This window comes from Westiellopsis prolifica IICB1, from assembly GCF_004323185.1.
GTDB lineage: Bacteria > Cyanobacteriota > Cyanobacteriia > Cyanobacteriales > Nostocaceae > Pelatocladus > Pelatocladus prolificus_A.
The window spans coordinates 504,597-526,127 of sequence record NZ_NAPS01000003.1 but is presented as its reverse complement, the minus strand read 5'-3'; the positions used below and the strand labels follow the sequence as shown (position 1 = coordinate 526,127).

14 protein-coding genes are annotated in these 21,531 nt (G+C 39.3%); 10 read left to right on the top strand and 4 right to left on the bottom strand.

Annotated elements, in window-relative coordinates; all coding sequences use genetic code 11:
• The first annotated feature begins 8 nt into the window (after positions 1–8).
• The 9 genes from B4U84_RS27370 (at position 9) to B4U84_RS27330 (ending at position 14,587) form a co-directional block, all read left to right on the top strand.
• Positions 9–3,143, top strand: coding sequence for a type I polyketide synthase (locus B4U84_RS27370; protein ID WP_131121281.1), 3,135 nt, complete (start codon positions 9–11; stop codon positions 3,141–3,143).
• 5 nt (positions 3,144–3,148) lie between these two features.
• The gene (locus B4U84_RS27365) at positions 3,149–8,245 is read left to right on the top strand and encodes an SDR family NAD(P)-dependent oxidoreductase (RefSeq protein ID WP_131121280.1); all 5,097 of its coding nucleotides are present in this window, start codon (positions 3,149–3,151) and stop codon (positions 8,243–8,245) included.
• Between the two features lie 79 nt (positions 8,246–8,324).
• Positions 8,325–10,169 (top strand): NAD(P)/FAD-dependent oxidoreductase, encoded by a 1,845-nt coding sequence (locus B4U84_RS27360; protein WP_131121279.1) that lies wholly within the window; start codon positions 8,325–8,327, stop codon positions 10,167–10,169.
• A gap of 35 nt (positions 10,170–10,204) precedes the next feature.
• Complete coding sequence (locus B4U84_RS27355; protein WP_131121278.1) at positions 10,205–10,984, top strand: asparagine synthetase B family protein; 780 nt, start codon at positions 10,205–10,207, stop codon at positions 10,982–10,984.
• A gap of 206 nt (positions 10,985–11,190) precedes the next feature.
• On the top strand, positions 11,191–11,592 hold the full coding sequence (locus tag B4U84_RS27350; protein WP_044446439.1) for a hypothetical protein: 402 nt from the start codon (positions 11,191–11,193) through the stop codon (positions 11,590–11,592).
• A gap of 76 nt (positions 11,593–11,668) precedes the next feature.
• On the top strand, positions 11,669–12,025 hold the full coding sequence (locus B4U84_RS27345) for a hypothetical protein (RefSeq protein WP_017308600.1): 357 nt from the start codon (positions 11,669–11,671) through the stop codon (positions 12,023–12,025).
• 186 nt (positions 12,026–12,211) lie between these two features.
• Positions 12,212–13,123, top strand: coding sequence for an acetyl-CoA carboxylase, carboxyltransferase subunit beta (accD, locus tag B4U84_RS27340; RefSeq protein WP_131121277.1), 912 nt, complete (start codon positions 12,212–12,214; stop codon positions 13,121–13,123).
• Positions 13,124–13,710: 587 nt separating this feature from the next.
• On the top strand, positions 13,711–14,031 hold the full coding sequence (locus B4U84_RS27335; RefSeq protein ID WP_131121276.1) for a Mo-dependent nitrogenase C-terminal domain-containing protein: 321 nt from the start codon (positions 13,711–13,713) through the stop codon (positions 14,029–14,031).
• A gap of 79 nt (positions 14,032–14,110) precedes the next feature.
• Positions 14,111–14,587, top strand: a complete 477-nt coding sequence (locus B4U84_RS27330; protein WP_131121275.1) for a lipocalin-like domain-containing protein — start codon at positions 14,111–14,113, stop codon at positions 14,585–14,587.
• A 135-nt stretch (positions 14,588–14,722) separates the two neighbouring features.
• Here B4U84_RS27330 and B4U84_RS27325 read toward each other — a convergent pair whose 3' ends face one another.
• Both B4U84_RS27325 and B4U84_RS27320 read right to left on the bottom strand, forming a co-directional pair.
• The gene (locus B4U84_RS27325; protein ID WP_131121274.1) at positions 14,723–15,472 is read right to left on the bottom strand and encodes a 4'-phosphopantetheinyl transferase family protein; all 750 of its coding nucleotides are present in this window, start codon (positions 15,470–15,472) and stop codon (positions 14,723–14,725) included.
• Positions 15,473–15,692: 220 nt separating this feature from the next.
• Positions 15,693–16,055: an acyl carrier protein gene (locus B4U84_RS27320; RefSeq protein ID WP_131121273.1), complete on the bottom strand. Its 363-nt coding sequence runs from the start codon at positions 16,053–16,055 to the stop codon at positions 15,693–15,695.
• A gap of 926 nt (positions 16,056–16,981) precedes the next feature.
• Here B4U84_RS27320 and B4U84_RS27315 point away from each other — a divergent pair.
• Positions 16,982–19,372: a phosphoketolase family protein gene (locus B4U84_RS27315; protein ID WP_044446449.1), complete on the top strand. Its 2,391-nt coding sequence runs from the start codon at positions 16,982–16,984 to the stop codon at positions 19,370–19,372.
• A gap of 368 nt (positions 19,373–19,740) precedes the next feature.
• Here B4U84_RS27315 and B4U84_RS27310 read toward each other — a convergent pair whose 3' ends face one another.
• Positions 19,741–20,385 carry a histidine phosphatase family protein gene (locus B4U84_RS27310; protein WP_017308609.1) on the bottom strand — a complete coding sequence of 215 codons (645 nt, stop codon included), beginning with the start codon at positions 20,383–20,385 and terminating at the stop codon, positions 19,741–19,743.
• A gap of 24 nt (positions 20,386–20,409) precedes the next feature.
• Complete coding sequence (trpD, locus tag B4U84_RS27305; RefSeq protein ID WP_131121272.1) at positions 20,410–21,507, bottom strand: anthranilate phosphoribosyltransferase; 1,098 nt, start codon at positions 21,505–21,507, stop codon at positions 20,410–20,412.
• Positions 21,508–21,531: the final 24 nt, after the last annotated feature.

The following is a 21,531-nucleotide window of genomic DNA, read 5'->3' as shown; positions in this document are numbered from 1 at the left end:
GACCTCCAATGAAAATAACAACATCTGCAATAGAATCTTCAACTTCTAAGAATGCGATCGCTGTAGTTGGTATGGGTTGTCACTATGCTGGCGCTAATGACCTCAAACAACTCTGGGAAAATATATTAGCAAGGCGACGCCAGTTCAGACAATTACCAGATCAACGATTACCACTATCTGAGTATCACGATCCAGATCCTCTAGCGCCAGACAAAACCTATGGTACACGTGCAGGTGTAATAGATGGTTTTGAATTTGACTGGATGGGTAAGCGAATTCCTAAAAAGACTTTTGAGCATACTGATATTGTCCATTGGTTAGCTCTAGAAGTCGCTGACAAAGCTTTAAAAGATGCTGGATATGCTCGTGATAGTGTTCCCACTGAACGCACAGGAGTTATTCTCGGAAATACTTTGACAGGAGAGCAATCACGAGCCAGTTCAATTAGATTACGCTGGCCATATGTGGAGAAAGTTCTGCGTGTATCTGCACAAGTAAAAGGTTTACCACAAGGAATTGTGGAAACCCTTTTAGAGACAATGGAAGAAGTTTATAAGTCTGTGTTCCCACCAGTAACTGAGGATGCATTAGCTGCTGGTCTTTCCAATACTATTGCTGGTCGCGTTTGTAACTTTTATAATTTTGATGGTGGTGGATATACTGTAGATGGAGCTTGCGCTTCTTCTCTCATAGCCATAGCAACAGCTGCTACAGCTTTAACTAACGGCGACCTTGACTTGGCATTAGCCGGCGGTGTAGATGTCAGCTTAGACACATTTGAATTAATTGGATTTGCTAAAGCTGGTGCGCTTGCTACCCAGGATATGAACGTTTATGATCGCCGCGCTAATGGCTTTATTCCTGGTGAAGGCTGTGGTTTTGTGGTTCTCAAACGTTTAGAAGATGCTCAAGCAAATGGAGATTATATCTATGCAGTGATCAATGGTTGGGGAATTTCATCTGATGGTAAAGGTGGAATTACAGCACCTTCTAAAACTGGTCAAGCAAAAGCAATCCGTCGTGCCTATGATAGAGCAGGTTATAGTTTACACAGCGTTGATTTTATCGAAGGACATGGAACAGGTACACCTCTGGGCGATCGCACAGAATTAGATGCTGTCGCACTAGCCATGAGTATCGAAGGCGAGGCAAAACCTCGTACAATTGGTATAACTTCCTTCAAATCCTTGGTGGGACATACCAAAGCAGCATCAGGCGTGGGTGGTTTTATTAAAGCGGTTATGGGTGTTAACCAGCGAATCCTACCTCCAACCGCAGGTTGTCAAGAACTAAATCCAGTGCTGGAAAAATCTGCTTTGTCTGTTTACCCGATTATCCAGGGAGAAATCCGCAACCAGACAGAAAAGATTCGAGCAGGTGTTTCTGGGATGGGATTTGGAGGTATAAATTGCCACATTACCATTGAATCTGGAGATGCTCCTACACCCCGCCTGAAACCATCGATAGCTGAACAAGCGCTGCTAGTTTCTCACCAAGACACAGAATTATTTGTCTTGAGTGCAGTTTCTGTTCAAGCTTTACTTGAACGTACTCAAAGCGTTAGAGAAATAGCAGCAGGAATTAGTGTCGCCGAACTTCTGGATTTAGCAGCAAAACTTAGCAATGAAATCAAATCTCAAGAGCTAGTTCGATCTGCTGTGGTTGCTGGTACGCCAGAAGAATTGATCCAGCGCCTCAAACAACTCGAACAAATGCTTAACGATAGACCTCCAGCTGTTGGAGAGGTGGTTGTTTCTCCTGAAAAAGAAGTTTGGATCTCGAATAACGTCAAACGCAACCGAGTTGCTTTTCTGTTTCCTGGTCAGGGTTCTCAAAAGTTAAATATGGCTCGCGTACTTGTGGAACGCTACGACTGGGCTAGAGAAATAGTTAACCAAGCAAATACATCTCTAGAGGAATTAGGAGTTAAGCCAGTTAGTGAGTTAATTTATCGTTTTCTGGAACATTCTGTAGATGCAGAACAGCTACAAGCATGGTCAAAACAGCTTGCACAAACTGAAGTTGCTCAACCAGCTATTTGTCTTGCTTCTTTGTTGTGGAAGCATTATCTCGAACGTCTTGGTATTCAACCTGTAGCAGTCGGTGGTCATAGTCTTGGTGAACTGAGTGCATTCGCCTGTGCTGGAGCATTTGACGAAAAATCCTTGCTTTGTTTAGCCACAGTGCGAGGACAGGCGATGTCTGCGTCTGAAGATAATGCTGGGATCATGGCTAGTCTTGGTTGCTCTTCGGAAGTTGCGACACGGCTAATACAACAAGTAAATGGTTATGTGGTAGTGGCAAATATCAACAGTCCAAAACAGACTGTGATCTCTGGCGATCGCTCTAGCGTGGAAGCTGTTGTCAAGCTTGCTACTAACCAAAATATCCAAACCACTGTTTTACCTGTTACTAATGCTTTTCATTCTCAACTTGTCTCCCAAGCTGCGGAATATCTACAAGCAAATGCACCAATTCCCCAGGAACTAAAAGCAACTTCCGTAGATTTATTCTCCAGTGTGAATGGTCAGTTAGTCCAGCCAGGACTAAATCTGCGTGAACATTTTTCTCAGCAGGTCATTTCCCAAGTAGATTTTATCTCCACAGTCAAAGCGATCGCATCAAAATGTGATCTCATGGTAGAAGTAGGCCCTGGTAAAGTGCTTTCTAATTTAGCTAATGCCATCACTGAACAGCAACAACCCCAATGTTTTCCTTTAGAATCAAAGCCAGACCGTGATCAAGACCTCAACACCTTTTTAGGCAGTTTCTTTGTTCATGGTGGTGAAATTAAATGGAATGCACTTTACGAAAATCGACTTGTACGCACTTTCATTCCAGCTTCTCAACGTGTTTTCATCGAAAATCCCTGTGAACGTCCTCTGCAAATTCCTCCTGCAAAACCATTCTCCGATATGCTAACTGCTGGAGATTTGCTGGAAATGAGACAAATACTCAACGCTGAATATGAACCAGAACAGCGAGCAGATTTAGCACGTCCTTGGCAAATAGAAGAAGAGTTGGAATCTATGCTATCCAATTATTTTGCCGAACGTGGTTCATTTTTAGCCAACTTGATCCAAGCGGACTTGGAAAGTCTACCGATTATGGTATCCAACAACGGAGAAAATGAGGGTAAATAAAAATCATGCATAATTTCAGCCATTCGTCAAACTCTTTGCCAAGAGAAGAACTGATTGAGTTTTTATCGAGTTACTTTTCCCAACGTAGTTCATTTTTAGCTCGCGTTATCCGCGCAGATTTACAAAGTTTGCCACACTTGAGAAATCGGCATTATCCGACTATCCTCAATGGTAACGGTAACGGTAACGGTAACGGTAACGGTAACAGTAACGGTAAGGCTAAAACCAATGGGCTAGCTGCTCACAATGGTAATGGTAATGGTAATGGTAACGGTAACGGTAACGGTAAGGCTAAAACCAATGGAGTAGCTGGTTACAACGGTAACGGTAACGGTAACGGTAAGGCTAAAACCAATGGGCTAGCTGCTTACAATGGTAACGGTAACGGTAAGGCTTCTACCAATGGCAAGCATCATTCTAACACTGCTGTAATCGATAGAGAGGAAGTTACTCAAACAACTAACTCTCGTCAGGATACCCCAGATGTTGAAACCGTTTTAGTAGATTTAGTAGTTCAGCAAACCGGGTATCCAAAAGAAATCGTTACCCCAGAAGCAAAACTTTTAGACGATTTAAATTTAGATTCCATCAAAGCGAGTGAATTGGTCACTACTGCTGCCAGAAAATTTGGTGTTGTTGGTACAATTGACTCTTCCGCTTTGAATAACTCCACTTTACAAGAAATCGCAACAGTTATTCGCTCTGCTATGCCAGAGGAGAAGAACACACAATCGGCTCCAACAACACAGCTATCTGCAAGTACAGAATCTGCACAGGAGTCAGTTAACTTAACGCAACTCCTGTTAAAGCTAGTTGAAGAAAAAACAGGCTTCCCCCAAGAAACCTTATCTTTGGAGCTACGCTTACTAGATGATTTGAATCTAGATTCTATTAAAGCTGCGGAATTTATTGCTACTGCGGCTAAACAATTTGGTGTTGGAGGTCAAATAGACGCTTCCGCGCTAGCTAATTCAACCTTGGCCGATGTCGCAGCAGTTTTTGAAAAAGCAAAAAATCCCCAACCAAAGGTAAATCAAGCGACTGCTCCAGTTGCAACAACAGCAAAGACTCCTGAAGTATCTGCTCCTAACTTTCAACAAAGTTTTGACTGGGTAAGAAATTTCGCTGTTGAGTATATAGCTCAAGCAGCTGCTCCACAAGCAACAGAAAACTGGTCTCAAGCCAGAGTATTAGTTGTTGCTGATGTCTTAGAAAATCTGGTAGTTACTGCTTTGAGCAATCAACTCCTTGGTTTTGGGGCGCAAGTTGAGCAAGTCACTTACCAGCAAATTTATGCTAATGAGCAATCTTTACCAAAAGATTTCTCTCATTATTTCGCGATTTTACCACAAACAAGCTCTCAAGAACAGCGATCGCCTCTACCAATCAAGTCAATGGTAGAACGTCTACAAAGTATTGCCACAATTGCGAAAAAAGATGGTAATACTTGCATTGCATACGTACAATTTGGTGGCGGTCGTTTTGGTAACGAAGTTCAAACAATTGCTCCAGAAGTCTGTTGTGCTGCTGCGTTTGCTCGCAGTTTACATTTTGAGCGACCAGATCTGCGAGTCCGAGTAGTAGACTTAGCTCTAGAAATTGAAGCTAGCTCTGCTGCTAACTTGGTGATTAGCGAAGTATCAGGAAACACACCTATATCTACGGTTGGCTATGACGCTAATTTAGTGCGCTTAGTACCTCAACACCGTCTTCAACAGCCAAATAGCTATACTCAACGAGCAATTTCTTGGTCAAAAGATGATGTCATCCTTGTGACTGGAGGAGCAAAGGGTATTACTGCTGAATGTGCCTTAGCTCTTGCTCAATTCGTCGGTACCAAAATGGCTTTAGTTGGAAGCTCTCCTGCTCCAAAAGATGGTACAAACGAGATTACACGCACCTTAGAAAGGTTTGCCGAGCAAGGATTAACTTGTCGCTATTACTCTTGTGATATTACTAACCCTGAAGCTGTATCTGAGTTAGTTACAAAAATTACTGATGAATTAGGCGCAATTACAGGAGTAATTCATGGCGCAGGTCTAAATAAACCGCGTCGAGTAGAACAAGTCAAGGTTGATGAAGCTGTAGTTGAAGTGTCACCAAAACTTCTGGGAGCTTACAATCTTTTACAGGCTTTAGCTGCAAATCCTCCTAAACTTTTGGTTGCTTTTAGCTCCATTATTGGAGTCACAGGAATGCCTGGTAATACATGGTATGCCTTTGCGAACGAGTCTCTAGCACTTCTGTTTAAGAACTTTGCAAATAAGTATCCTACAACTCAAACTATTTCCCTAGCTTACAGTGTTTGGGGTGAAGTTGGTATGGGTGCGCGCATGGGTAGCGTCAAAAATCTAGAACGTATGGGTATCGGTGCTATTCCTACCCAAGAAGGTGTCGATCGCTTTCTCAAACTCTTTAATTACGATCCTGGAGTCTCACAAGTTGTAATTGCAGCGAAATTAGGCGGTCTGGATACTTGGTCTCCTGTAGATTTACCATTATCAACAGGACTTCGGTTTGTTGACCAAGTACTTTATGTGGAACCCTGTGTAGAATTAGTGACTCGAACTCGTTTGACCTTAGAACGAGACCTTTATGTCCAGGATCATGTATGGCGTGGTTCATACCTCTTCCCGACTGTATTTGGTTTGGAAGCGATGACACAAGTTACTGCTTATGTCACTGGTCAACAACAACCTGCAATTGTACGACTTGAAGATATTTCTTTAAGACGTCCTATAGTTGTTCACCCTACAGACGGAACCGAAATTGAGCTTCATGCTGAGGTTTTGGAAGTTAATCCCTATGGAGAAACACGAGTTAAAGTCGGAATTCGTACTGAGCAAAGCGGTTTTACGTCTGATCATTTTGCTGCTACTTTAGTGCTGGGTCAGCCCACACAAACAGCAAAAACGGCGTTGGAATTAGGTCAAGCATTGGATATAGAACCTTTAAAAGACCTGTACGGAGATTTGCTTTTCCAGGGTACGCGTTTCCAACGGATGGGTAGTATCTTTTCGCTGAATGAAAAAACTAGTGTTTTCCGTTCCTATGTTAGTTCTGTAACTGAGCTTTTAGCAGATAGTTTTGCTCCTGGTCAAGATAGTTACATTCTCTTGGGTGATCCCTATTTCCGGGATGTTTTGCTTCAGTCTGTACAGTTAACGATTCCCAAGCACATTTGTTTACCTGTGCAAATTGATCAGATTGAATTATTCCCCAGTCCAAATCCACAGGAACCATCAAGAATTGTTAATGTCGTTTTACAAAAACTAGAAGGACGTGAGTATATCAGTGAGGTTGTGGCTTTTGATGAACAGGGATATATAGTAGAGCGAATTACTGGTTATCGCCTACGGATTTTGGAAGAACACCCAGAAAATCCCACAGCAGTTGAATTAGCTGTTCCTGAAGCTCGCGATCGCAGCCATCTGCAAAAATTGCTCAATACTACGTTCCCAGGATTTGGTATTAATCAACCAACTGTTACTCTCGGATATGCTCCTCAACAAGAACAACAGCAAAAGCATTCGCTTGTAACTCAAGCATTGCAGATGTTAGGGTTAAACCCACAAGAGGAAATAGATTTTGATCTTGAAGCAGCACTTGCTTGTGGAAAATTTACATTCAAAGAGAATAGTTCAAGTGCAATCTATTTATCTTTGTCTGGTTGCGATCGCTACTATCTATGCACAGTTGGAGAAAATCCCCAAGGATGTCACATTCAACCAGTCCATCAATCAGAAGATGATGAAATAAGTCAGCTAAGTAACTCTTATCGCCCGCTAGTAAATCAATTAATTCAGCAGGGAGACACAACACAAACAGCTAGAACTCGTATCTGGTCAGCAGTCGAAGCTATCCTCAATGTTACTGACCAAGCGCCACCCAATTTTGGATTTGTAGCCAAACAGAAAGACGCAGTACTACTAGAAAGTCAAACTTCTTCTGGAGATTATTACATCATTACCATACCGGTGAAGTTGACTCGCCCTCCCGAAAGAATGATTGCGATCATTGTTCCTCAACCTCAAGAACAAACAAAATCATCAACTTTAAGTATTGCTAAGAACCATGGCCCTCAAGGACAACCAGTTTTTGAACAAAGTTTTCAAGTCAGCTTGAGAGAAAGCGCTAGTATCAGCCACCACGTATACTTTTCACAATACTTTAATTGGATCGGAAAAATTCGTGAACTACCAATGAAAAGTATTGCTTCACAGATGTTGACAGATTTCCAAGATGGTGATTGGAGTTTATTGACTAAAACTGTGAGCTTGCGAGTAGTAGGCGAAGCTACTGCCTACGATACAATCCAAGCACGCTGCTGGCTAGGCGATGTAGTTGGTTCCTCTTTTGATACCTACATTGAGTTTTGTAAAGTGTTGCCAAATAATTCTCTAGAGCGTTTGGCGATCGCACAAGTCAAAGCAACTTGGGTACATAAAGGTAGTAATGGAACAGCTTCATCTCAGTTATTTCCCAAATACTTCCAAGAATATCTGCAACAATTTGGTGCTAAACAACCAGCTACTCTCAATCTCAAACAATCAACGATTGCAACTCTGCCCACACTACCTGCATCTCTGTCTAATCTCAATTCTGGCACTACTGTCTACCATGCTTCCTCAGACGATAACCGTCAAGGCAGATTAATCAAGTCTGAACTCTTCCAAACAACCTTAGAAGAATCAAACTTAGTTGGTAATATTTACTACAGCAACTATTTCATTTGGCAAGGTCGAATTTTAGACCTCTTCCTTTACTCGGTTGCTCCTGAATACTTAATGATTTCTCAGTCTGAAGGAGAAATGATTTGTCTCTACAGCCAAATGAATTATTTGCGAGAAGCAATGCCTTTTGATAAAATTCGTGTTCTTCTTTATGTAGAGTCTGTTTCAGAGTGTGGAGCTACGTTCAATCTAGAATTTTTCCGCGAACAGAAAGATGGTACTACAGAAAAACTACATGTTGGACAACAACAAGTATTGTGGGTCAAGCACCTCGCTGATGGCACTCCTATAGCAACTCCTTGGCCACAATCATTATTAAATGCTCTTGTCGAGACATCTGCAAAGCCGACTGCTGTACTTGCGTTTTAATTTAATACTACCAGCAGTAGTGTAAGCAAATATCACTACTGCTCTCATCAAAAATTCACTCAAAACAGAGGATACTTTCATGTACACCACTCAATCATTAAAATACGATGTTGTAATTCTGGGTACAAGTTTGGCAGGTTTGAGCCAAGCTCGCCACCTAATGTTAAACATTCCTAACATCAAAGTTGCTCTAGTTGATCTCCCTGCACAAGAATTAGACAATGAACCTGCCATTAACGATTCCACAATTGAAATTGCCGATTTGTTTTTTTGTAAGGAATTAGGGCTTCACGATTACTTAATTGAAAATCACATTCTCAGGTCTACATTGAGTTTTCATTGGCCCAAGCGTCCAGACCAAACTACGACATTAGACGATTACTATCATATTTGGTGTAACCGACAACTTTCGATTGCTTCTTATCAAATTAATCGTACGAAATTTGAGCAGGATTTACTGCTCATGAATGAAGCCATGGGAGCTACTGTCTACAAAGGATCTGTGGTTGATGTAGAGTTAACTGAGGGTGATGCTGTTAATACTGTTAAAATTCAAGTTGCTGATCAACAAATAGCACTGAAAGCCGATCATGTTATCGATGGTGCTGGTCGTCAATTTATTATTGGACGTAAAACAGATAATCTTCTGCTTGGCCCACAAAATCTTTGTGGATTGAATAATGGTACAGCATGGTTGCGAGTGAAAAATGTGAATCGCACCATCTTCGACGATGGCTATAACCCAAATGAAACATCCACTAGTCGTTACTATTCCACTAACCATTATTTTGGCTATGGTCATTGGTCATGGATGACTCCCACTGATATTCCATCAAGAGAACTTTCTGTTGGTATTGTTCATTATAATGAGGTGTTACCAGCGCAGGGAATTGATACACAAGAAAAGTTCGTTGCTTTTATGCAAGCTAATCATAATCTTGTTTATCAACTCATTGAAAGTGGTGAAATCATTGATTTCCATTATTCACCGAGAATTGCTTATAAAAGTAAAAAACTTTTCTCGGAAGATAATTGGTATGTAATTGGTAATTCTGCTTCTTTCTTTGGCGGCTTCTATTGCATTGAGACTACTTTATTAGCGTTTGCTGTAGAAAGTGTTACGGAAATTATTCGAGCTAAAATAGCAGGTGAAGCAGATGTAGATAAAAAACGTTCTGCTTACAATGAGTTCAATCTTTATTATCACAACTTAATTAACCATGTCTACTTCGATCATGGTAAACAGCTAGGTCATGCAAGTATTATGAGTTGGCGTATTTATCTTGATTGGATGTGGTGGTTCAGTATTCACGTACCAACTTATGCAGGGAAATGGCATTTAAATCCAGAATTCACTGATATGTATTTGAAACTGAGCTACAAAAATATAGGAGGATTTTGGATTGATCTATTTAAAGAATTTCAGCAGTTGGTAAATCAAGGAACAAATATTGGGTTAATGGATCTTTATCGAGCAGATCAGTTATTAGGAGGATATCATACACCCAAATACTTCGATAATTTTCTGGAGAATACTAAATTTGAGCCTCTGCGATGCAATGTGTTTGCTGGTGTCAAAGTTAACTTCTTTAATGCTGCAATTTGGTATGCATTGTTTCAATGGAAAAGTTTTGGTTTAGCTGGTTGCTTGAATCCAAGACATTTATACCATTTCTTCCGACTTTTAAGTGTATCGGGTCAATGGGCGTTTCTAGAGTTGATTTATCGCTTCCAACTCAAGAAAGGATTATCTGACAATAGTTCAATTGAGAAGATGCGCCAAGAATTTAAAAACTATCAATATCGGCCTGAATTACAACCTTGGATATCTGAAGAATCTACTCAAGAAAAGCAACTTTCTCAAGGTGAATTAAACAGTAGTTTAGATGAGGCAAAAATTTGTACCACCTCAGCAAAAATTTAAGTTTCATTCATTAAAAAAGCAGAAAAGACTAGCTTATGTGTGGAATAGTAGCGTTATTCTCAAATCAAAAACAGATTTCTGAGGCATCAGTTAAGCAAGCTTTGGCTAGTTTACATCATCGAGGGCCAGATGGACAAAAATATTGGATAGACCCTACTCAACGAGTTGCTTTAGGTCATACCCGACTGAGTATTATTGACCTTGTTGGAGGAGAACAACCAATTCAAAATGCACAAGGAAATCTACACATCGTTGCTAATGGAGAATTTTACGACTTTGAGCGGATACAGTATGATTTGAAACGTTGGGGCTATCAGCTGCAAACTCATTCTGACAGTGAAATTGCACTTCACTTATACAACGAATTTGGAACCCAGTGTCTGCATCATTTACGGGGTGAGTTTGCTTTTGTGATTTGGGATCAACGTAACGAATTATTCTTTGCTGCCCGCGATCGCTTTGGTATTAAGCCCCTATATTACTCTTATTACGGCGGTAATCTTTATCTTGCTTCTGAAGTCAAAGCATTGTTTGGAGCAGGTGTACCAGCTGCTTGGGATGATGAATCTTTTTGGCAATGTAATCACGGTATCCTACCAGATGACCGTACTTTGTTTGCCAATGTTTATCAAGTGCCACCTGGTCATTTTCTGCTTGCATCTAACTCTAGTATACAATTGCAGTCTTACTGGGATTTTAATTATCCCCTCGCGCATGACTCTATAGAAAAATCCACTCCAGAGGATTACGTTCAAAAGCTCCGTCATACATTAGATGAGTCTATTCAGTTACGTTTGAGAGCGGATATTTTATAACCAGGCTTGATCAACTCCCAAAAATGAATGCAAGTCAACGTACCTCTATAGAACCTTTTTTGATGAGAGTACTCAGTGCTTGCATCATTCATAAAAGATTTCAACTTACTTGATACTTGCTCTCACATTCAAATTGTGGAATATGCATATCTGCAATTGATACTACTAATTACAATACACTCATTTTCAGAAGGAATAGAACTTGTATGGAAAACCATCCATTTCGTATTGCTGTTGAAACATACAATTCACTAGAGAGCGTTGCACATTTGTTGGACCCAGACATTATCTTTTTCAGTCCATTAGCAATTACTCCAATTGTTGGAAGAGATTTAGTTTTAAATGTTCTTCAAAATGTTTTGCCAAATATCCAAAATATTAAATGCATTGAAGAGTTGAGACAGGATAATAAGACTGTGCTTGTTTGGGCTGGAGAAATTGATGGTTATCCAATTCACGGTGTAGATATAATAACTCATGGATCGGATGGAAAAGTTAAAGAAATCAAGTTGATGGCGCGTCCATTCCCAGTCATGAAATTATTATATGAAAACGTGATTCAACGTATGCAATTGATTTTACCTGACGCTGTTTTGGATATTCAGTAAAACTGAAGCTACGTCAGTTTGACCAAGCTTTTTTACAGATGTAAGGAATTAGATATCTATCAAAGAGGTTAGAACTATGTATCAATTAACTCAAGTTGCTGAAACTATAGACATTGCTGAAATTAAAAAGGGATTTCATCGTGTGGGTTTGACGATTTCAGAATCTGAACTTGATGAACTTAGGGAAAGAAAAAGTATTTCTCTAGAAAGTAGAGGTCTTAGTGAAATGGGTTTAGTTTTCATACTATTAGATGCTTTATCTAAACAGAAAATTACATTTCAAAACCTGCCTCAACAAGACTTAGATTCCGTCAATTATTCTGGAATACCCATATATAGTTGGGATTCTCAGGCTCCAGAAAAAAGCTGTCTTTATTTCAATTTTGTAGATGGTAAGCCAATTGTTAGTATTAGCAATCAGTCAATTAAATAAGAGACAAGACAGAATTTAAAGTTTTAATTAAGGGTTTGTAGTAAGCACTTTAGTACTTAATAAATAAGGACTACCCTGCGGGGACGCTACGCGTACAGTTCTTACTACTAACTTTCTTATTCATCAATTTAAGCCTGACAGAGTACTAGCAATAATTCATGAATAACAGAGAATTTAGGAGGTTTCATGTCTCTATTCGATTGGTTTGCAAATCGTCGCAAATCTTCACCTACAAATCCAGAGCGCCAAGAGCATGATTTTGCCTCTGGACTATGGAGTAAATGTACTGCATGTGGCGTTTTAACTTATACTAAAGACTTGCGAGCAAATCAGATGGTTTGTTTAGCATGTGGACATCATGAACGAGTAGATAGCCATGAACGTATTCGTCAGCTCATTGATCCTGATACCTGGGTAGCTCTCGATGAACAAATACGTCCTACTGATCCACTAAAATTCCGCGATCACAAAGCCTATAGCGATCGCCTCACACAAACTCAGAAAAAAGTTGGTTTAGTAGATGCTGTGCAAACTGGTTTAGGTCAACTTGAAGGCTTTTCCATCGCTCTTGGTGTCATGGACTTCCAATTTATGGGTGGAAGTATGGGTTCGGTAGTCGGTGAAAAACTTACTCGTCTTATCGAACGAGCCACACAAAAACATTATCCTGTGGTCATTGTTTGTGCTTCTGGTGGTGCCAGAATGCAGGAAGGAATGCTCAGTCTGATGCAGATGGCTAAAATTTCAGGAGCCTTAGAGTATCATCGTGAAGCTAATTTGCTTTATATCCCTATTTTGACTCATCCAACCACAGGAGGTGTAACTGCTAGTTTCGCTATGTTAGGCGATTTTATCATCGCAGAACCAAAGGCGTTAATTGGTTTTGCAGGTCGTAGAGTCATTGAGCAAACACTGCGAGAAAAGTTACCTGATGATTTTCAAACTGCTGAAGACCTGCTGCGTCACGGTTTTGTTGATAAAATTGTTGCTCGCACACAGTTAAAGAAAACATTAGCTGAGATCATTTCCCTGCATCAGCCTTATTCAACTACGCCTTCATTGAAGCAGTTGGAAGAAATGGTTTTGATTTCTAGATAATTAATGTTAATAACGATAGCAAAGCAGTGAGGATTGTATATATGCAATTTTTTTACCTAATACCAATCCTTCGTGAAGCTGTATAGAATTTTACCCTTCTCCTAACCCCTCCCCGCTTGCGCTTAGGGGTGGCGAAGCCGGGGTGGGGTCTTTGTATGCGTCTTCATATTAAACGGACAAAGCAGATTTGCATAATCAAATCAAAGGTTTAGCTCTAAGTAGAACGGTTTCAGAAGGCAGAAGTACGAAGGCAGAAGGCAGAAGGAACCCACGTTTAAAAACGTGGGATTGAAGCAAGGACGCCTTGTGTCTTTGGCTTGTGCATCTCGACACAAATCTTTTTATACTAGTGGGCTTTAGACCCACAACGCGCATTTTTTATTAATACTTCTTTCCTTCTGCCTTCTGCCTTTCTTTGTAAATAATTAAAGGTTTGTAGTCAGGACTTTAGTCCTGACTACAAACTGAATTTCGCCAATTTTAGATTACTTCACATAATTTGGTTTTTTCAAGTCATTCTACTTACACTCAGCAAATGATACTAATGTGCAATAATGTTTATTTTTATAATCTGGAAGAGGTGTATTATGCTCAAAAAAATATTTGTTTGGCAAAGACTTCATGATCATACTAAGATTTTTATACAGAGTGCTAACTTCTTACAATTAGTCCGCCAATGGCTTGAATCTGTCGAGATTCGCAAACCTACGATAGCTCGCATTTTATGTAAAATTATTCCTGCTAATTGCCCTTTTGAGCGAACATTTAAATTATTTGGCATCACTGTATTTCGCATTCCACCTTTGTGTAAATTTAATCCTGTGTATCAACAAATAATCAATCTGCGCTATAAGTCATTGTCTTATTTGGTAGACGAATGTGGTGAAGATATCACACCTTATTGCTAGTTGATTATAAACACAAAATTAATGCAATACAAACTATTGTATTAATTAAACATTCACGAAAGTTATAGGTATTTTAGAGATGACAAATTCTGATTTTATAGGTGTTTGGAAACTTAGCTCTTGGAAAACCGAAAGTTCTGATGGAAAGATAATTTATCCTTATGGTAAAAACCCAATCGGTTATTTGACATACACACAAGATGGGTACGTATCTGTCAATATTATGAAAAATAATTGTTTACCTCTTGAGATATCTTCCGAGGAATTAGTAAAAACAAGGAAAATTTTATTAAATCCTTGGCTCTTATTTAGAAACGGTAGAAAGTCTATCAAAGCAATTATTAGATATTTTAAAGCATCCATAAATTATATTTCTTATAGCGGTAAATATGAAATTCAAGGAGATAAAGTGATTCATCATGTAGAAGTTAGTTTGATACCTGATTGGATAGGAACAGACTTAGAGCGTACCTTTGAAATTACAAGTCATAAGTTGTTATTAACTACACCATCCCTAGATGGAGCACCTCAGTCTCTAGAGTGGAAGCGTATTTAAATCTTCGGCGTTGCATAAATGCGGGATGAATCGGCAGTTGAAAACATTGAAAATTCGTTCCAAATTGGGCGAAATCATCCCGTGATTGAGCAACGCCAAATCTTCTCTAATTTTCAGAGTTCAGTTACATGTACTTCACTCTGGCCACCGCCAACATGTAAGATGATAATCGTTTTCTTCCACAGCTAAAGCTGCGACATATTTAGGAAATGGTTTCAATTTCTTAAGAGACCAATGCTTTACACAAGAGTAATCACCTCTAATACTCAGCAGTTGAGCTGGTTCACTTGGGGACAAAGAAACATCAAACTGATCTAGGGGAAAAGTTAATCCATCTCCAATAGCTTTAACAAAAGCTTCTTTGCAAGTCCAGCAATGAAAAAGTGCTGTTAGCTTTTGGTTTGCTGGAAGCGCATTAAAGACGGCTTGTTCACGAGCCGAAAAAAAACGTGCTGCAAATTGTTCAATATCTGCAATAGGACGAATGTATTCAACATCTATACCAATTTTGCGCTTAAGAGTAATAGCATATAAAGCTAAATCTTGGGAGTGAGATAAGTTAAAATTAACTATACTTTCATCAAGTGTTTCTACAAGAGCTGGTTTTCCATGAGGGCCATAACAAAACTGTAGTCGCTCTGGTTCAATGCCCAAATAACATCCTAAAATTGTCCTAAGAAGTCCACGACCGACTATAAAACGCTTCCTATCTCGCTCGAAGTAAAAACGCTCCGCCCTCATACATTCGTCTATTGAAAGTTTTTGTGCCAATTGTCGAACCCGAAACGTTGGTAAGTTGAGGGAAGCACTCCAGACATGAACATCATTGTTCAATAGTGTCCAATTGACCGATGGAGGAAGCCATAAATAGTTGATGCCTACCATAAACTTAGCCTATAATTATCTAACTCAAATTTCCATTAGTGCGGTTGAATAATTTGACCTATCAAGGAAAAAAGCTCTTACACTACCACAAAATAGAGAATAATTTAAGGATGAGTATGAACGACTGAAACTTAAATTATTGAAGATACTTTATCCTTTCATTATTTCAAAAATTAGATTATATGAATTTTGATGGAGCCAAGGAACAACAATTGTGTTTTCATCGCATGGTTAGTCCCTGAACTAAATACTCAGATAATTTCTCAATAGTGGGATGTTTACAAACTATATCGTTAGAAAGACGGTATCCAAGATAATCTTCAAGTACACTTGTAAGACATAATTGATCTACTAAATTCATCCCGTAATAATGAAATGGAAGATTAACATCTAATTCCTGAGAAGAAACTTGTAAATAATTGGATAAATAGTAAACTAAATAAGATTTTAGTGATTTTTGAGATGGATGATTTCTTAATGAAAATCTCTGGTTTTGACTATCTCCGCTCAAAAGTGTATTAACACCATTGCTGTAAGGGATGGATTGCACTATTTTGGAGTTAAGATTATTTGCTGTTAACATAATTACCTTCTGAAAGCTATTTATAGCAGTTCTAAATCATTTGTAAGATCAATTAACCGTAGTAGATGCAGAGAACGCAGAGAGAGAAATAAGAGATGCTCACGACAGTAACAATAACTAGTAACTTGCGTTATTACACTATTATTCTGGCATTTTTACTAAAGATTATCTCTTAAGATATCTGAATTAAGCATGAACTTAAACTTAAATGCTAGGGGGTATCCCAAATATTTTAAATTTCCGCAAACTGCAAATCTGGATGGCAGATGCTACAACGGAGGCGAATTCCCAAGGGTGTATAGCCTGGATAGGTAGACTTTGTTTGTGTAGCTGCGAATTCTATTTGCGAGATATTGTTATGAAAAATATTCGGCATTCTGTCATATAAATTATTATTTCTATATAACAGCAAAAATATATCCAATTTTGCCGAAATTTTATCTCTTGAAAATAACCTATTAAATTTATAAATTTATATTCAAATGTATTTTCAATAAAAGTTAAACAACAAATTCACCGATGTATTTGGCAATCAAGTTTCCTACCTCTATTTTTATGTAAAAATTAAAGATAGGTGTTCTAGATAAATATTGCAAGTTGGCTTTAATTGAGATTACAATTCCCTATTGTACAAAGATTCATATTCGATTCTAATCATTAAGATGAGTCTTTGTATAAACTTAAGTATTGCATCTATAGCTGACAATTATCAGTCACAGTTTGACAAACTAAGTCTGACAACTCAGATTAACATAAAATCAAGAGTTTAAAAACCTTGATGTGTATTTTTTCTGTGCATATCTGGGACTGATTACTACTTGGTGCAGGCTTCAGTAAATCTATTTGTAACTATATATTTTAGCTACAAATAGCGACTTTTTTCAATTCGTCTGAATCAAAATTCTCATATTAAGTAGGAGTTCAATATGGTTCTGGCATTTAATCCCAAAATTCAACAAAAATTTCTTACTGCTGAAGAAGTAAGGAAAATTAATGCTTATTGGTGTGCGACTAATTATCTTTCAGTTGGACAAATTTATCTTCTTGATAATCCACTGCTTAAAGAACCTCTGAAGTTGGAACATGTTAAGCCAAGACTACTTGGTCATTGGGGAACTACTCCTGGTCTTAACTTTATATATGTTCATTTCAATCGCATAATTAAGAAGTATGATTTGAACAGCATCTACATTGCAGGTCCTGGACATGGTGGACCTGGTTTAGTTGCCAATACATATTTAGAAGGTACTTACAGCGAGCATTACCCTGATATTTCTCAAGATACCGAAGGAATGAAGCGTTTGTTCAAACAGTTCTCTTTTCCTGGTGGTATTCCTAGTCACGTTGCTCCTGAGATTCCTGGTTCCATCCATGAAGGAGGAGAACTTGGTTACGCCCTAGTCCATGGTTATGGTGCTGCTTTTGATAATCCTGATTTGATAGTTTGTTGTGTAGTAGGCGATGGAGAAGCAGAAACTGGGCCTCTTGCTGCAAGTTGGCACAGTAACAAATTTCTCAATCCAGCACATGATGGTGCTGTTTTACCAATCTTGCACCTCAACGGCTATAAAATTGCAAATCCGACAATACTAGCACGGATGAGCGACAAGGAATTAGAACAATTATTTCTTGGCTACGGCTACAAACCTTATTTTGTCGAGGGTTCTTATCCTGTAGAAGATATTCATCAATTGATGGCAACAACCCTTGATACAGTAATCGAAGAAATTAAAGCTATTCAGCGCGAAGCTCGCATTCATGGTTTTGATAAGCGTCCACAATGGCCAATGATTATCTTACGGACTCCAAAAGGTTGGACAGGCCCTAAAGAAATTGATGGCAAAGCAATAGAGGATTCTTGGCGATCGCACCAAGTTCCTTTATCAGGTTTAGCAAATAAGCCAGAGCATCTCAAAATGCTTGAGGATTGGATGAAAAGTTACAAACCGGAGGAACTTTTTGACGAAAATGGTAGACTCATTCCTGAACTAGCGGAACTCGCTCCCATAGGCGAGCAACGTATGGGAGCAAATCCACACGCCAACGGTGGTATTTTGCTAAGAGACCTAAAAATGCCCGATTTCCAAAATTATGCGATCGCTGTCCCCAAACCTGCGATCACTTCGGCTGAAGCTACTCGTGTTATGGGGCGTTTATTTCGAGATGTAATTAAGCTAAATGAAGAAGCCAAAAACTTTAGGTTGATGGGACCTGACGAGACTGACTCTAATCGCCTCAGTGCTGTGTTTGAAGTTACAAATCGGGTATCTACTACCTTTACTCTTCCTAATGATGAAAATGTTGCTCCTGATGGTCGGGTGATGGAAGTTTTAAGCGAACATATGTGTCAAGGTTGGTTGGAAGGATATCTTCTGACTGGTCGTCATGGGTTCTTCTCTTGTTATGAGGCATTTATTCACATCATTGACTCAATGTTCAATCAACATGCTAAATGGCTTAAGACAAGTCGTCATATTCCTTGGCGCAGACCCGTTGCTTCCCTCAACTATTTGCTGACATCTCATGTCTGGCGTCAAGACCATAACGGTTTTTCTCATCAAGATCCCGGTTTTATTGATCATGTGGTCAATAAAAAAGCAGATATTATCCGAGTATATTTACCGCCTGACGCTAACACCTTATTAGTAATAACTGACAAGTGTTTACGTAGTCGTCACTGTGTCAATGTTGTTGTTGCAGGAAAACAACCTGGATTGCAGTATCTTGACATGGATAATGCTATCAAGCACTGTAGCAAAGGTCTCGGTATCTGGAAATGGGCAAGTAACGATCAAGACAATGAACCGGATGTGGTCATGGCTTGTGCAGGTGATATTCCTACTTTAGAAACCCTAGCTGCTGTTGATATTCTCCGACAGATTGCCCCTGATTTGAAGGTCAGAGTGATTAACGTAGTTGATCTAATGGCTCTACAACCGTCAAGCGAGCATCCTCATGGATTATCAGATAAAGACTTCGATAGTATTTTCACAACAAACAAACCAGTTATTTTTGCTTATCATGGCTATCCTTGGTTGATTCATCGCCTGACTTACCGTCGTACAAATCACTCGAATTTCCACGTTCGGGGTTACAAGGAAGAAGGAACTACAACTACACCTTTTGATATGGTTGTACTCAATGAGCTAGACCGCTTTCACCTTGTTCTTGATGTTATTGACCGCTTACCTCAACTGGAAACCAAAATCGCATATGCTAAACAAATGCTTGAGCATAAGTTGATTGAACACAAACATTACATTGCTCAGTATGGCGAAGATATGCCAGAGATTCGCAATTGGCAATGGCCGTACTAAGTTTTTTGAATTGGAACAGAACTACCCGTGAAGTTCAGTTTTATCTCACTTAGGGACTTCCAAAAAATAAAATATCCAATATCAAGAATGATAATTATTACACGGGGAGTAAGAGGCACAGCTATAGGCTGTGCCTAGGGGCTAGAAAACAGATGTAATTGTTCTTCTGCTTGTTGGGTAAGTTTATTCCAATTTTCTCGCGAGAATGTTCAGAAAGCGTTAGGACTTACGCAAAAAACAGCCCAAACTCTTATTTGTCTGTGTCCTGGTGCGTTCTCTGTGGTTTGTTTTTCCGTTACCCATGCGTAAGTCCTGTTTAATTCTGGAAGCTCTTTTCTATGAGCTTCACATTAAATTAATATAATTTTTCAAAATGTTGGCAACCAATTTACCGTAGTTAGAGAAGAACTGCTATTGGGAACAATTCCATACCCCTCTAATATCCATTTACCTCCTGTTTTGTAATTGAGTAAAGTATAAGAGCCTAAACTTGGTAACTGATTATTAGGTAAATTTCCACCTAAAAGAGTTTGCGTAATTTCCCGAATGACATAAGCATGTGCAACAAATATGAGTATGCCAGAAAAATTATCATTTACCCAATCAGCTAACGCAGCGCGAGTACGCACTATTAAATCTGCCATTCTCTCACCAGAACCTCTAGGGATATCGCGGCCAGAACGCAACTCGACAACAGCTTTAGGATCTAATACTTCAATCTGCTTCTCAGTTAATCCAGCCCAATTTCCACAGTCTAGCTCACGCAGTCGTGCATCATAGTGAATTTCCAGCATGAGATGCTTGGCTATAATTTCCGCACTTTGGCGCGCTCTTTGCAAGTCACTACTAACTATTCGCTCTGGATTATACTGACGCAGTTCCTCTGTTAAAGCATAAACTTGTTCTAATCCCAGAGAACTCAATGGTACAGGTTGATGTCCCTGATAACGCCCTTGATTACTCCATTCACTAGCACCGTGACGTACTAAAATTAGTCGGTTTTCAGCAGCCATAAAGCAGTCCTTATTTGAAACTTTTTAGCGCAAAAATTCAACAAGCTGTTCTAACTTTGTCCAAGCAATCCCGCTTGCAATGACCTCTGTAGCAAGAGTCAGACCTTTTGCAAAGGTACTCATATCATCTCCTGTTTCTGGAATTGCTTCACCAACGAAAAGTGCTAAAGCTGTATTTAAGGCTACTATATCTTGCTGTGCTTGAGTACCTTTACCTTGAAGAACTGCTTTGAGAATTCTGGCATTTTCCTGAGCATCCCCACCCCTCAGTTCAGTAGTTGGAGCCGGGTTTATTCCTAGTTTTTCAGGAGCAAGTTCAAGCAAGCGCAAATGTTGGTTTGATACGATCGCCAAGTCAGTAATATCAGCTAAACCTGCTTCGTCTAATTTCTCTCGTCCATGAAGCACGATCGCTTTACGAATTCCCAGTTGATGCAAGACTAGAGCAAAGGTCTGTATCAAACCTGGATCATTAACACCTATAACCTGTCCTGTTGGTCGCAATGGATTAATCAGAGGACCAAGCAAGTTAAAAACCGTACGTACTTTTAGTGTTTTCCGCAATGGGTAACAAACTTTCAAAGTAGGGTGCCAATCTTGTGCAAATAGGAAAGTTATACCAACTGTATCAACAGCCTCTTGAACTTTCTTACTACTTGCTTTCAAATTGACTCCCAAAGCTTCCAAAACATCTGCTGATCCGGTTTTACCAGATGCAGAACGATTACCATGTTTTGCAACTTTTAGACCAGCAGCAGCAGTGACAAAAGCCACAGCAGTGGAAATATTAAATGTTGATGCTCCATCTCCACCAGTACCACAAGTATCAATAAGTGGGGAATCACCAACAACTATATCCCGCAATGTTGGTCTTAATGACTGGGAGTATAAAACCTTCACCATACCCAGCAACTCTTGTACAGACACACCCTTCATCTGAATTGCTGCCAATATTGCACCAGATAACACAGGAGGAATAGCATCTGTGAGCCAGCCGTACATTAATTCACTGGCTTGATCAGCTGTCAGCGATTGACGATCTAATAATTGTTGTAATAACTGACTCCAATTGGAAGAGTTATGAAATGTTGAATTTGTTTCAACCACAGATGTTGTAACCATATTTCAGTAAAAATTTTTTCTAAA